13 protein-coding genes are annotated in these 13,535 nt (G+C 33.0%); 12 read left to right on the top strand and 1 reads right to left on the bottom strand.

What is annotated here, in order from left to right:
- Nucleotides 1-502: 502 nt before the first annotated feature.
- Together IWX84_RS01085 and IWX84_RS01080 are read left to right on the top strand one after the other, a co-directional pair.
- On the top strand, nt 503-1,723 hold the full coding sequence (locus IWX84_RS01085) for an NAD(P)/FAD-dependent oxidoreductase (protein ID WP_196848902.1): 1,221 nt from the start codon (nt 503-505) through the stop codon (nt 1,721-1,723).
- Nucleotides 1,724-1,818: 95 nt separating this feature from the next.
- The gene (locus IWX84_RS01080) at nt 1,819-2,556 is read left to right on the top strand and encodes a hypothetical protein (protein ID WP_196848901.1); all 738 of its coding nucleotides are present in this window, start codon (nt 1,819-1,821) and stop codon (nt 2,554-2,556) included.
- A gap of 65 nt (nt 2,557-2,621) precedes the next feature.
- Here the strand turns inward: IWX84_RS01080 and IWX84_RS01075 are convergent, their stop codons facing one another.
- Nucleotides 2,622-3,098, bottom strand: coding sequence for a TspO/MBR family protein (locus tag IWX84_RS01075; RefSeq protein WP_196848900.1), 477 nt, complete (start codon nt 3,096-3,098; stop codon nt 2,622-2,624).
- 112 nt (nt 3,099-3,210) lie between these two features.
- Here IWX84_RS01075 and IWX84_RS01070 point away from each other — a divergent pair, with 112 nt between their 5' ends.
- From IWX84_RS01070 to IWX84_RS01030, 10 genes are all read left to right on the top strand, one after another.
- Nucleotides 3,211-4,293, top strand: a complete 1,083-nt coding sequence (locus tag IWX84_RS01070; RefSeq protein WP_196848899.1) for a diphosphomevalonate/mevalonate 3,5-bisphosphate decarboxylase family protein — start codon at nt 3,211-3,213, stop codon at nt 4,291-4,293.
- Nucleotides 4,294-4,331: 38 nt separating this feature from the next.
- A complete protein-coding gene (locus tag IWX84_RS01065; protein WP_196848898.1) occupies nt 4,332-4,526 on the top strand; it encodes a hypothetical protein in 195 nt (64 codons plus the stop codon).
- A gap of 51 nt (nt 4,527-4,577) precedes the next feature.
- Complete coding sequence (locus tag IWX84_RS01060; RefSeq protein ID WP_196848897.1) at nt 4,578-5,516, top strand: mevalonate kinase; 939 nt, start codon at nt 4,578-4,580, stop codon at nt 5,514-5,516.
- 36 nt (nt 5,517-5,552) lie between these two features.
- Complete coding sequence (locus IWX84_RS01055) at nt 5,553-6,509, top strand: geranylgeranylglycerol-phosphate geranylgeranyltransferase (protein ID WP_196848896.1); 957 nt, start codon at nt 5,553-5,555, stop codon at nt 6,507-6,509.
- 271 nt (nt 6,510-6,780) lie between these two features.
- Nucleotides 6,781-7,689 carry a pseudouridine synthase gene (locus IWX84_RS01050; RefSeq protein WP_196848895.1) on the top strand — a complete coding sequence of 303 codons (909 nt, stop codon included), beginning with the start codon at nt 6,781-6,783 and terminating at the stop codon, nt 7,687-7,689.
- 82 nt (nt 7,690-7,771) lie between these two features.
- Nucleotides 7,772-8,134 (top strand): nuclear transport factor 2 family protein, encoded by a 363-nt coding sequence (locus IWX84_RS01045; RefSeq protein ID WP_196848894.1) that lies wholly within the window; start codon nt 7,772-7,774, stop codon nt 8,132-8,134.
- 185 nt (nt 8,135-8,319) lie between these two features.
- On the top strand, nt 8,320-9,183 hold the full coding sequence (locus IWX84_RS01040; RefSeq protein WP_196848893.1) for a c-type cytochrome: 864 nt from the start codon (nt 8,320-8,322) through the stop codon (nt 9,181-9,183).
- A 124-nt stretch (nt 9,184-9,307) separates the two neighbouring features.
- Complete coding sequence (locus IWX84_RS15495; protein ID WP_317192084.1) at nt 9,308-9,622, top strand: hypothetical protein; 315 nt, start codon at nt 9,308-9,310, stop codon at nt 9,620-9,622.
- Nucleotides 9,623-9,640: 18 nt separating this feature from the next.
- Nucleotides 9,641-11,071, top strand: a complete 1,431-nt coding sequence (locus tag IWX84_RS01035) for a DUF885 domain-containing protein (protein ID WP_317192083.1) — start codon at nt 9,641-9,643, stop codon at nt 11,069-11,071.
- 1,035 nt (nt 11,072-12,106) lie between these two features.
- On the top strand, nt 12,107-13,498 hold the full coding sequence (locus tag IWX84_RS01030) for a phage integrase SAM-like domain-containing protein (protein ID WP_196848892.1): 1,392 nt from the start codon (nt 12,107-12,109) through the stop codon (nt 13,496-13,498).
- The last annotated feature ends 37 nt before the right edge of the window (nt 13,499-13,535 follow it).

The following is a 13,535-nucleotide window of genomic DNA, read 5'->3' as shown; positions in this document are numbered from 1 at the left end:
CTTAACTCACTTAATGGTTTAAAAAAAATCAACCACAACTATAATATTATTAGTCCCATTTTTCCAAGTAGCGTTTAATTTTAAACCATGAAGTGAATTAAGTAACAAGGTAAATAGTCATGTTTATGACAAAAAAGAAGATTGCTTATTAATTTAACACACCCAGCATAACAAAATCCTCAAAACCTTTGATAAATGAATATTTTTCAAGGCTAGCTGATGACTAAACTTAATAAATCTTAACTCACTTCATGGTTTAAAAAAAATGAACCAGAATTATAATATTCTTAGTCCCGTTTTTCCAAATAAGGTTTAATATTATACCATGAAGTGAATTAAGTAACCAGGTAAATAGTCGAGTTTATGACAAAAAAGAAGATTGCTTATTAATTTAAAACACCCAACATAACAAATTCCTCAAGACCTTTGATAAATGAATATTTTTTGAGGTTAGATGATGACTAAACTTAATAAATCTTAACTCCCTTAATGGTTTGAAAAAATGAATCAAAATTTCGATATAATAATAGTAGGCGGCGGCGCGGCAGGATTTTTTACGGCAATCAATATTGTGGAGAAAAACCCGAAATTGAAAGTAGCTATTTTGGAACGTGGCGCAGAAGTGCTCCAGAAAGTTCGTATTTCTGGTGGCGGAAGATGCAACGTGACGCACGCTTGTTTTGAACCAAACGAATTGGTTAAATTTTATCCGCGTGGCGAAAAAGAATTGCGTGGACCTTTTCATCAATTTTGCTCTGGCGATACGATTGAATGGTTTGAGAAACATGGTGTGGAACTCAAAATTGAAGCTGACGGACGTATGTTTCCAGTTTCGAATTCCTCACAAACCATCATTGATTGTTTTCTACAAGCGACTCAAAAACTGGGAATCGCAGTGCTTACTGGACAAAGCGTGCAATCTATTTTCAATCCTGAAGTTTCCGGTGAAAATCTCTGGAAAATCGAAACCCAAACTGAAAATTACCTCACCGAAAAACTGATTCTAGCTACAGGAAGCAATCCTAAAATCTGGGAAATGCTACAGACTTTTGGACATGCAGTTGTCAGTCCGGTACCTTCCCTATTTACCTTTAACATCAAAGATGCACGAATAAAAGAATTACCCGGAGTTGCTGCAAGGGTTACTGTAAAAGTAAAAGATACCAAACTTACTTCAACGGGACCTTTATTGATTACACATTGGGGAATGAGCGGCCCTGCAGTACTAAAATTATCGGCTTGGGGAGCGCGAATCCTGCATGACAAAAATTATCAATTTACCATTTTTGTGAATTGGTTAAATGATGTTGAAAACGATGAAGCCGAAAAAATCTTGAAAGATTTAAAACAAGAACACGCCAAAAAAGCGGTTTCCAAAAAATCACCTTTTGATTTTCCGAATCGCTTGTGGGAAAGTTTAGTCCTCGCTTCGGGAATTGAAGTGGAAACCAAATGGGCAGATTTGTCAAAACTCCAATTACAAAACCTGACCAATCAGTTGACGAATGGAACTTTTCAAGTTAACGGAAAAAGCACGTTTAAAGAAGAATTTGTGACTGCCGGAGGAATCGATTTAAAGGAAATCAACTTCAAAACAATGGAAAGCAAGCTCCACAAAAACCTATATTTCGCTGGAGAAATCGTCAATATCGATGCGATTACCGGTGGGTTTAACTTTCAAAATGCATGGACAAGTGGCTTTATTGTGGCTAACAGCATTTAATTAAAAACCTTGAATTAATTAACAAGACTTTACGGCTTTTCTAAGTTTTTCTTAAGACTAATCTGATAACTTTACCTCTAGCTTATTAGAAATCTATGAAAATAAAACTACTCAGTACTCTGCTCTTATTAACTTGCCAATTAGGTTTCTGTCAAACCGAAAAAACACTAAAAGGAAAAATCTATTTTGAAAATAGTATTGTTCCTGATGTGGAAGTCATAAATGCAAACACCAAAAAACTGACCGTTTCAGATGGGAACGGTAATTTTTCCATTGTAGCTAAAGCAAAAGATTTACTTGTATTTATTTCTAAAAAATATGAACTACAAAAAATTTTATTAGAAAAAGAGACTCTAGACAAAGCTTTTTTTTCTGTTTTTCTAAGCCTAAAACCAGAACAATTAAAAGAAGTTGTGGTTACAAAAATGCCTTCTTTACAATTAAGTAAAGATAAAAATTGGGAACAAGGAAAGCTAGACAAATTAGCTTTAGAGAAAGCAGTAAGAACCCCAAAAATACTTGGCATGAACAATGGAACTATTGAAAATGGAATGGATTTTATGCGAATTGGTGGGATGATTTTAGGACTATTCAAAAAAGAAAAAGAAGAAGTCAAAAAACAAGTTCCTCAAATTGAATTTACAGCATTAGCAAGAAACACCTGTGATCAAAAATTTTATCTTCAAACTTTAAAATTAAAACCAGAGGAAATAGCCCTTTTTCTTCAATTTTGTGATGCTGACCCAAAATCGAGATTACTAGTAGAGAACAGCAATATCTTATCGATGATGGATTTTTTATCAACCAAGAATATTGAATTTAAGAAGCTATAAGACTTTGAAAACAATTTAGTTTTCTCATACAAGACAAACTGATCACTGCTACTGCAAACTGCCAACTATCTATTAAGCCACCAAATACTTCCGTTTAAAACGGCTGCAAAACTTACCCAAGCCAAATACGGAATGAACAAATAGCCCGCAATTCTATTGATTTTAGAAAACTGGATATAGGTTTCATAAATCATTAACCACAATACGATGATTTCTAAACCGGCAAGCATTGGGTTGTGTAATCCAAAGAACAAATAGGACCACAAGGCATTTAAAGCCAATTGTATCGCAAATAAAACCAACGCTTTTTTTACGATTTCTTTTTCAAATTCTATTCGGTTCCAGACCAATCCTGCCGCAACACCCATCATAATATAAAGCATGCTCCAAACGGGTCTAAAAATCCAATTAGGTGGATTAAAACTTGGTTTTATCAAAGTGGGATACCACGTTGTTATTGCAGAACGTGTAACCATTCCGGATAAATAACCAATCGCAACACAAGTTACAACCATCGTTAAAATTCGAGTAATCTTCGTCATAATTCTATTTTCTAATGTGGGCCAAATTTAATCAAAACTTTAGTACAATTCAATAAATAAACAAATCGCAGGATAAACCAAAAAAAGTATCTTTGCGTAAATTTTTAAGTTCATGATTTCAGCAAACGATTTTATTCCATCAAAATATACACATTCCATTGAAAAGGGAAGTTTCCAATGGAGCGCACCTAGTAATATTGCCCTAGTGAAATATTGGGGGAAAAAGAATAACCAAATTCCAGCCAATCCTTCGGTGAGTTTTACGTTGAATAATTGCAAAACGATTACCAAACTGGCTTTTGCCATAAAACAAAACGATGGTGAATTCTCTTTCGATTTGCTTTTTGAAGGAAAACCAAAAGAAGATTTTAAACCGAAAATTCAGAAATTTTTGGAACGAATAGAAATCTATTTGCCTTTTTTGAAGGACTATCATTTTACGATTGACACGGAAAATACGTTTCCGCACAGTTCTGGAATTGCTTCTTCGGCATCAGGAATGGCGGCTTTAGCGATGAACTTGATGAGTTTAGAAAAAGCGTTGAACCCAGAAATGACCGACGACTATTTTTTTCAAAAAGCATCTATGTTAGCTCGTTTAGGTTCCGGCAGTGCTTGTCGCAGCGTAAAAGGACAAGTGGTAGTTTGGGGAAATCACACGAATATTCAGGGAAGTTCGGATTTATTTGGAGTGGAATTTCCAAATGCTATTCACGCTAATTTCAAGAATTACCAAGATACGATTCTGCTGGTTGACAAAGGCGAAAAACAAGTTTCTAGCACCATTGGCCATGATTTGATGCACGACCATCCTTTTGCCGAAAGGCGATTTGCGCAAGCGCACGAAAACTTGGACAAACTAATTACCATATTCGAAAATGGAAATTTAGACGAATTCATTAAAATTGTGGAAAGTGAAGCTTTGACTTTACATGCCATGATGATGACTTCAATGCCTTATTTTATATTAATGAAACCGAACACATTAGAGATCATTAATGCCATTTGGAAATTTAGAAATGACACTAAAATCCCTGTTTGCTTTACACTGGATGCTGGTGCAAATGTGCATGTTTTGTATCCAAATACGGATAAACCAAAAGTATTACAATTTATTCAGGACGAATTAGTTGGCTATTGTCAAAATGGTCAGTACATTTGTGATCAAATTGGAAGTGGCGCTGTTGAGAATTGAATAATTTTCAATACCTTTATTTCTAAATAGTTAAAATTATGGACATTCAATCAGAGAAATTAGAATTGATAAAAATGTTATTAGAAACTGATGACAAAACTATAATAGAAGCTATAAAAAACATCTTCAAGTCTGAAAAAAAAGAAGTTTGGGAGAAATTATCGCCTGAACAACAAGAAGAAATCAATATAGTAATACAAAAAGAAAATCGCGGTGATATTGTCGATTTTTAACATTATTCAAAACCAAATTATCAATCCCAAATTGCTAATTACCTACCTAATATGAAAGGACCTTTATTTTATTCTAAAATATTACTCTTTGGAGAATACGGAATTATTCGTGACTCAAAGGGGTTGTCTATTCCTTATAACTTTTACAACGGCGCCCTTAAAAAAGACGAAAATCCTTCTGCTGAAGCTATAAAATCTAACGGGAATCTAAAACGTTTTGTTACCTATTTGGAAACTTTACAAAGCGAACATCCTAGTTTAGTTACTTTTGATTTAGCGACTTTAAACAGTGATGTTGCTACAGGAATGTATTTTGACTCCAGTATTCCGCAAGGATATGGTGTAGGAAGCAGTGGCGCATTAGTTGCCGCTATCTATGATAAATATGCTCACAATAAAATCACGGTTCTGGAGAATTTAACACGTGAAAAGTTATTACAGTTAAAAAATATATTTTCTCAAATGGAGAGTTTTTTCCACGGAAAAAGTTCTGGTTTGGATCCTTTAAACAGTTATTTGAGTATTCCAATTCTGATTAATTCTAACGATAATATTGAAGCAACCGGAATTCCAACACAAAGTTTTGACGGGAAAGGCGCTGTATTCTTGTTAGATTCAGGGATTGTAGGCGAAACTGCTCCGATGGTTAATATTTTTATGGAAAACCTGAAAGACAAAGGTTTCCGTGCCATGCTTAAAAATCAGTTTGTAAAACATACGGATGCTTGTGTAGAAAACTTCCTTGGTGGCGACATGATTTCATTGTTCATGAATACCAAAAAATTATCAAAAGTAGTTTTGAATCATTTCAAACCAATGATTCCTGAGCAATTTCATGGGATTTGGCAAAAAGGAATTGACACGAACGATTATTATTTGAAATTATGTGGTTCTGGCGGTGGCGGTTATATTCTTGGTTTCACTGAGGATTTAGAACGCGCCAAATTATCTCTGAAAGATTATAAACTAGAAGTAGTTTATCAGTTTTAAAACTTTAAACCCAAACCTTAAACTCGAATAATCATAATGTTAAGTAGGCAGCACAAACTTTTATTGATGAAAATTATAAGTTTGTTCTCTGTCGTTCGAGGGTACAACATTCCAATTATTATTTTGGCGCAGTATCTTTCAGCGATATTTATTTTGGCGCCAGAGATAAGGGCCTTGGATATACTACTGGATTTCAATTTATTCTTAATTGTATTTGCATCTTCTTTAACTATTGCTTCCGGTTACATCATTAATAATTTTTACGACAGCAAAAAAGATTTAATCAATCGACCAAATAAGTCTATGCTTGATAGATTAGTGAGCCAGAAGACCAAACTGACAGTTTACTTTTCGCTTAATTTTATTGCGGCATTAATGTCGATGTTTGTTTCATGGCGTGCTTTTCTATTTATTTCTGTTTACATATTTTCAGTTTGGTTCTATTCCCATAAAATAAAAAAATACCCAATAATCGGCAATTTGACGGCGGCTTTGCTGGCTGTTATTCCTTTTTTTGCCATCCTGCTTTATTATTATACAAAAATTTCATTTAGCGATATTGAGACTTATAAAAATCAGTTTGCTGTAATTTTTGCCCATGCCACTTTTTTATTTTTATTGCTGCTTGTTCGGGAGATGATTAAGGATTTAGAGAATTTAAAAGGAGATTTGGCCAACGATTATAAAACAATCCCTATTATATACGGTGAATCCATTTCGAAGAAAGTGATTACGATTTTGACCATTTCAACCATTTTTCCCGTTTATATTTTGATTGAAATTTACGATGTAGGGTATATGGATATTTATTTTTACTCTTGTCTTATCATCTTAATTTTCTTCTTGTTGTATTTATCGAAATCCAATACAAAAGCACAATTTCTATTGCTTCATAATGTTTTAAAATTCATTATTGTAGCTGGTGTATTTTGTATTGTACTGATCAATCCAAGTGTGTTATGGCATGGAAAGAGATTATTGTTGATGGTTTAGGTTTTTCTTCTAAAAATCATAAAAAAGGTTGAAAATAGTTTCATCAAAAAATCTCCTACTTTCTCCATTTGGTTAGCCCCGATTAAAACGGCATCCTTTTTCTTTTTTCCTTTAAAAAGAAAAAGATACAGTGGAAAGCGGGAAATAGCTACAAAAAACCAAACCAACACTCCTTAATCAGCTTATTAATTAGATAGTTAGCGTTTTCTAATTGTCAAAAATCGTTTGTCAAGTATATAAATACTATCTTTGCGCAAATTATTGGAATATTATGAATAACAAGGAGGGCAATAATAAGAAAAGTGGACCTAGAGCAAATAGCTCAAGACCCAGTTCGAATAAGCCAAAACCTGCCATGCAGAAGCGCGCTCAAGGGCCAAAAAAAGTTAAAGTAAATACTAAAGTTGCCGAAGTTGCTACTGATAAAGTAGAGAAAAAACCAAATCAGGCTCCGAAGAGACCAAAAGTAAAAGACGAAATTCGTTTAAATAAATATATTGCTAATTCAGGTGCGTGCTCGCGTCGTGATGCAGATATTTACATTCAATCCGGGACTGTAAAAGTAAACGGAATTCCTGTTACCGAAATGGGATATATGGTAAAACCGGGTGATGTAGTGAATTTTGACGGATCAACTTTGACACCGGAGAAAAAAGTTTACATCTTACTGAACAAACCAAAAAACTTTACGACTGCCATGGACGAAGGTCAGGAATATCGTAATGTAATGGAATTAGTTAAAGGTTCTACTACTGCAAAAATTGGTGCTGTAGGAAGAATGGATAAAAATACAACTGGTTTGTTATTGTTCACAAACGATACGGATATGATCCGTAAGTTTACTTTACCAAGTCAAAAATCATCTAAAATATACCAAGTTTCACTGGATAAAAACTTGAAATTTGAAGATTTAGAGAAAATCAACAAAGGTTTAACGCTTGACGGACACCGCGTTTTTGTGGAAGATGTAAGTTATATTGATGGTGAAGCGAAAAGTGAAATTGGATTGCAATTAAGATCGTCTAACGTAAAAGTGGTTCGAAATATTTTTGAACATTTTAGTTATGATGTTTTAAGAATTGACAGGGTTTCTTTTGCTGGATTGACAAAGAAAAATTTACCGAGAGGGAATTGGAGATTGTTAACGGAGCAAGAAATTATCAACTTGAAGAACGTTTAATATTTCTTTGAAATTATATATTAAATCCCATTCCACTTCACGTGAAATGGGATTTTTTTAATTAAAAATACAAACTACCACCATGACACCAGAAAAATTACAATCAATTGCTTTTAAATGGTTTGAAACTTTTAACAACAAAGAATTAGAAAAACTATTGTCATTATATGACGATGATGCCGTGCATTTTAGTCCAAAACTAAAAATCCATAAGCCCGAAACAAATGGATTTGTTGCGGGAAAACAAGCCTTACGAGACTGGTGGAAAGATGCTTTTGAACGATTACCAACTTTAAACTACAAAGTGACTTCGCTTACCGCAAATGGCGATCGCGTTTTTATGGAATACATAAGAACCGTGGACGGAGAGGCTGAAATGCTTGTTGCCGAAGTACTTGATATCAAAGAAAATAAGATAATTGCTTCCCGAGTATATCACGGTTAAAATTCCTTTTTTTTAATTCTTTTTTAATAGATTGGAGAAAAATAAAACTTCAAAATCCCATTTGGTTTAGAACAAATGGGATTTTTTTATACGCTGGATTCAAGTTAAAAACCATCTACTTTTAAATATCCATTTTTACTCGTAAATTAGCAGACATTGATTAACAATCAATCTCCATAAAAACAATGCGACAATTTCGATACAAAATACTTGTTTTCATATTTTTCTTTGCTTTGAGTTGCCAACAAAATTCTCAAAAGAAAACAGTTGTTAAAACTGTTAAACAAAGCCCGACTGTAATTTCTAATTCGGACTCTCTAACGATTGACTTAGTCGCTTTACAAAAGCAAGGCAAATTTCAACAGACAAGTATAATAACTGTTTATGATGACCCTGTGTACCACAGCACCAAGCATTACAATACAGTTCCTTTACCAGAATTATTAAAAACCTATACCTCTATAAAAAACTTAAAGGCGGACCAGTATCAGATAATTTTTGAATGTGAAGATGGATATAAACCGATGATGTCTTTGAAAAAATTTATTTCGGCTAAATCGTTTATTGCAGTTAGTGACGTGGATGCACCAGAAGGGAAATTATGGGCGGAAATTATTAAAGACGGACATCGAATGAAAGCCGCGCCTTTCTATTTAATTTACCAAGGGATATCGACAAAAGACACTGATTTCAAATGGCCCTATAACCTTATCAAAATCCATCTTGTCGCTAACAGTCAAAATGTTTCATTATTATTTCCAAAAGAAGACAAAAAAGCTCAAATAGGATTTGAATTATTCGAAAAAAACTGCGTCACTTGTCACGCCATAAATAAAATTGGTGGAAATATGGGACCGGAATTAAATTACCCTAAAAGTGTCACCGAATATTGGGACAAAAAACAATTAAAAGACTTCATTAAGAATCCGGCCTCTTTTAGAAACGGGGTTAAAATGCCCACTTTACCGAATCTAAAAGAGAAAGAAATCGATGATATTATTTACTACTTAAATTACATGGCTGATCATAAACTAAAAAATGAAAATTGAAATTCAAAAATAGTGCATTACTAAAAATTTAGAATAAAAAAGACTCTAAAGTATTACAAAATTAATCACCTCAAATCCATTTATTATAGATAAATTAGCTACAACTATTTAATAATCAACTAATATGAAAAAATTAACCGCTATTCTTATTACAATCACTTGTTCGTTTTTACTGGTCAATTGCAAATCCGACAACAAAAAAGAAGATTTTACCGCTTTGACAAAAAATTATTTTGACGACAAAAATGTGCTAGACCCATTGGGTGCAACTCAAAATGGTCAAAACGAATATAACGATCAGTTACAATTTGATATGACGGATGGATATCGAAAGTCTCAAGCCGCATTTTTTGATAAATATCAAAAAGCAATTCAAACTATTGACACTACCAAGTTATCCGAAGAAGAAAAAAATAGCTATCAAATCATAAAATGGTAAGTTGAAATAGGCAAAAACATGCTAAAATATCCCACCAACTTAATGCCATTTAATCAAATGTATGGAACACAACTGACTATAGGGCAATTTGCGGGAGGCTCTAGTGCTCAACCATTCAAAACTGAAAAAGATTATACTAATTTCTTAAAAAGAATCGATAAATATGCTGTTTGGATAGATTCGGCAATGGTCTATATGAAAAAAGGGATGGCTAAAGGAGTTGTTATGCCAAAAGCTCTGACCCTAAAAATAATTCCACAATTCGCAGAAATGCCAACCGCAAAAATAGAAGATAATCTTTTTTATTCGTCTATAAAATTGATGCCAGCTTCTTTTTCAGATGGAGTTAAAAAAGATTTGACGGCAAAATACACGGCAGAAATCAACAACAAATTGATTCCTCAATACAAAAAAATGGCGGAATTCTTGACCAAGGAATATCTTCCTGCATCAAGAACAACTAGCGGAATAGGGAGTTTGCCTTTTGGAAAAGAATTATACGCTACTTATGCAAAACAAATGACGACTACTGAAATGACTCCTGAACAAATCCATGAATTAGGACTTAAGGAAGTTGCGCGTATAAAAATAGAAATGGAAAAAGTAAAAAACCAAGTTGGCTTTAAAGGTTCACTACAAGAATTTTTCGTCGAAGTAAGAAATAAAAAAGAACTAAAACCTTTCAAAAGACCACAAGAAGTAATTGCAAATTTCCAAAGCATTTATGAAAGAATAAAACCAAACGTAAATAAATTATTTTCGTTACAACCCCAAACAAAATTTGAAATTAGAAGAACCGAAGCTTTTAGAGAAAAATCAGCCTCTGCAGAATACAATCAAGGCTCAGCCGATGGAACGCGCCCCGGAATTTTTTATGTACCTATTCCTGATGTGCTAAATTATAATGTCTATGCCGCAGAAGATCTATTCTTACACGAAGCCATTCCTGGCCATCATTTCCAAATTTCGCTGCAACAAGAAAATAAATCATTGCCTGATTTTAGAAAATTCAATTTTTTTAGCGCTTATGGCGAAGGCTGGGCTTTATACACAGAAAGTTTAGGAAAAGAACTGGGTTTATACCAAGATCCGTATCAATATTTTGGGATGTTAGGTAATGAAATCCACCGTGCTATCCGTTTAGTAGTTGACACAGGATTACATAGCAAAGGATGGACGAGAGAACAAGCTATCAAATACTCATTGGAAAATGAAGCCGAAAATGAGGCAAGTATCACAACGTCCATAGAGCGCTATATGGCGATTCCGGGACAAGCTTTATCATATAAAATTGGCCAATTGAAGATTATGGAACTTCGCAAGAAAGCGGAGAATAAAATGGGAGCCAAATTTGATATTAAGAAATTCCATGAAAAAGTATTAGAATCTGGCAATATGCCACTGACATTATTAGAAAAAAAGATTAATGCTTGGATAGACGAGAAATAATTTCCAGTCATTTGTATCAAAAAAGCTTTCGCCGCGGCGGAAGCTTTTCTGCTTTAAAACTACTCCACAAAAAGGCAAACTATATTTTCAAGAATGTTTTACTAATTTTATTTAATTTGGAATTTCTTACAGATTGTTTGTAAGAATTTATACAACTAATCAACCACGTTTTATTTCTATTCTCAAAGTAAGAAAATTATACCATTTATAATTAATTTAGTGTATTTCATCGATTAAATTTGGCACTTTAGCGACTATATTTGTAAATTTGCTCAACAATTGAAAGAATTGTACTATCTAAATATTTCAAAAAAAGAATATTGTAATCGTAGCTTTCACATAAAAAATATTGCAAACCTAAAACCATAAATCATGAAAGATTTAACATTAATATTAGTCTTCTTCGTTGTCTTGTATGTGGGGCTAACATGCTCCTAAATTAAAAACAACCATCGAAATACCGGTAAACAAATTAACATTATGTTTTATGATTTGTATTGGTCGTGTCTGTAAGAAATTCAAAATTTGAAGAAAAGCTAGAAGACGAATAATTTAGAATATTAATTATATTGTTTTTCTATTTTTTACTATAAACATTCCGAATAGCTTTTGCCTTTAGATAATATAAGTGTCGCTATCTTTTATATTAACTCAGTAATTTATAAAAACGTAAACCCAGACTTGCTCTGGTTTTTTTATACTCAAATTTTGAGTAATCCCAGAAACCAAATAGTATAAAATAAAAAAAGCTTCTCGATTGAGAAGCTTTTTTTGTGCGGATAATAGGACTCGAACCTACACGCCTACCCTCTCATTTTGGCACTTTGTACCATTGTCCTAAAACACTATAAATTTAACCGTTAATACCCACAAATTCAACCCTTAAAGGTAATTTAAACAACATTATACAAGTAGAATGAAATAGAATAAAAATGAATGCTATTGACTAATTACTGACTAAATACTGACTAGAATTTTTTTTAGTCAGTATTATTGTTTTATATTTGAATGTTCAAAAGTTCAAAAGTTCACAATATGGCAAAGATTAAATTTTTAGTTCAGGGCAAATCCGACAACTCCCAAATTTACATTCGTGTTTCTATCAGTCAATTTCTTTCTATAAAGAAAAAAACAGGTTTTACAATTAACCCGAAAGACTGGAGCGCAAAAGTTAAAGACAAAGGCACAGACCGTCCGAAACAAAACAATCCCGAAAACAAAATAACTCATTCTAGTTTGAACAAGTTAGAAACATGGGTTTTTGACAACCTCAACAATGATTTATCAAAAGGAATCTTAATTGATGTTTATTGGTTGGAAACTCAAATAAACAATTGTTTTAAAAGAGTTACCAAAACAGACAACAGTTTGTTAGTTAATCATATTGAATATATCATTGATAACGCCAACACCCGCAAAATAAGAATTAACGGCGGATTTAAAATAGGATTGAGCAAGAGTACCATTAAAAACTATACTTTATTCAAAAATATAATTACAGAGTATCAAAAAATTACTAAAAAACAAATCCATTTTATTGGGGTAACTGAACCATTTGTTGAAAAATTCACAAACTGGTTAATTAATTCAAAAAACTACTCTACTAACTACGCCGGCAAACAATTAGAAATTTTAAAAACGGTTTGTATTGATGCTGAAAAAAACGAAATTATTATCACTCCTTACTCTAAAACAATTCAACACTTTAGAGAGAGCGACAAAGATCGCTACATACAAACATTGTCGTTTTACGAATTAGAACAAATCCAAAACTCCGACTTTACAAATCAGGAGGTGTTAGACAAATTCAAGAAAGAGAATCCCCACTTAACCAACAGACTAGCGATAACGACCGAAACAATGAACAACGCCCGCAACTGGATTTTATTAGGTTGTGAGATTGGGCAACGTGGAGGAGATTTACTAAGTATAGAAAACGAAAATATTAGATATAACGGCAAAAGTATTTACATTGACATAATACAAAAGAAAACAAATAAAAGTGTAACAGTTGGCGTTTTTTCTGCTTATGTAACTGAATTGGTCTTAAATAACTTTCCGAGAAAAATTCCGCACCAAAAACTAAACGACATTATCAAAGTGGTTTGCAAACTTGCGGGAATTAGTGCCGTCGTAGAGGGGAAAAAACTAAACACAGAAACGAATAGAAAAGAATTAGGATTTCATCCAAAGTACGACTTAATAACATCGCATTGTTTTAGAAGATCATTTGCTACAAACTATTACAAGAAGATACCAACCCCAATTTTAATAAATATCACTGGCCATTCAAAGGAAAGTTTATTTTTAACTTACATAAATAAACGAGAAGACAAAGACGCCAACGCCGATTTATTCAAAAAGTTTTACGAAGAATTACAGCAAAACAAAGAGCCTCAAATGAGAATTGTTAAAAACGGTAATTAAAAAAACCACAAATAGTATTTAAAATAGTAACGAATTA

The organism is Flavobacterium sp. CG_9.10 (genome assembly GCF_015752245.1).
Classification (GTDB): Bacteria; Bacteroidota; Bacteroidia; order Flavobacteriales; family Flavobacteriaceae; genus Flavobacterium.
Note: the sequence above shows the minus strand (reverse complement) of the source record. Positions and strands in the feature narration are given on the sequence as shown.

Excerpts from the sequence above, each read along its gene's own strand:
- IWX84_RS01065 (WP_196848898.1), top strand. The coding sequence starts at position 4,332 with ATGGACATTCAATCAGAGAAATTAGAATTGATAAAAATGTTATTAGAA.
- IWX84_RS15495 (WP_317192084.1), top strand. The coding sequence starts at position 9,308 with ATGAAAAAATTAACCGCTATTCTTATTACAATCACTTGTTCGTTTTTA.
- IWX84_RS01075 (WP_196848900.1), bottom strand. The coding sequence starts at position 3,098 with ATGACGAAGATTACTCGAATTTTAACGATGGTTGTAACTTGTGTTGCG.
- IWX84_RS01070 (WP_196848899.1), top strand. The coding sequence starts at position 3,211 with ATGATTTCAGCAAACGATTTTATTCCATCAAAATATACACATTCCATT.
- IWX84_RS01085 (WP_196848902.1), top strand. The coding sequence starts at position 503 with ATGAATCAAAATTTCGATATAATAATAGTAGGCGGCGGCGCGGCAGGA.
- IWX84_RS01040 (WP_196848893.1), top strand. The coding sequence starts at position 8,320 with ATGCGACAATTTCGATACAAAATACTTGTTTTCATATTTTTCTTTGCT.
- IWX84_RS01055 (WP_196848896.1), top strand. The coding sequence starts at position 5,553 with ATGTTAAGTAGGCAGCACAAACTTTTATTGATGAAAATTATAAGTTTG.
- IWX84_RS01035 (WP_317192083.1), top strand. The coding sequence starts at position 9,641 with ATGCTAAAATATCCCACCAACTTAATGCCATTTAATCAAATGTATGGA.
- IWX84_RS01060 (WP_196848897.1), top strand. The coding sequence starts at position 4,578 with ATGAAAGGACCTTTATTTTATTCTAAAATATTACTCTTTGGAGAATAC.
- IWX84_RS01030 (WP_196848892.1), top strand. The coding sequence starts at position 12,107 with ATGGCAAAGATTAAATTTTTAGTTCAGGGCAAATCCGACAACTCCCAA.
- IWX84_RS01080 (WP_196848901.1), top strand. The coding sequence starts at position 1,819 with ATGAAAATAAAACTACTCAGTACTCTGCTCTTATTAACTTGCCAATTA.
- IWX84_RS01050 (WP_196848895.1), top strand. The coding sequence starts at position 6,781 with ATGAATAACAAGGAGGGCAATAATAAGAAAAGTGGACCTAGAGCAAAT.
- IWX84_RS01045 (WP_196848894.1), top strand. The coding sequence starts at position 7,772 with ATGACACCAGAAAAATTACAATCAATTGCTTTTAAATGGTTTGAAACT.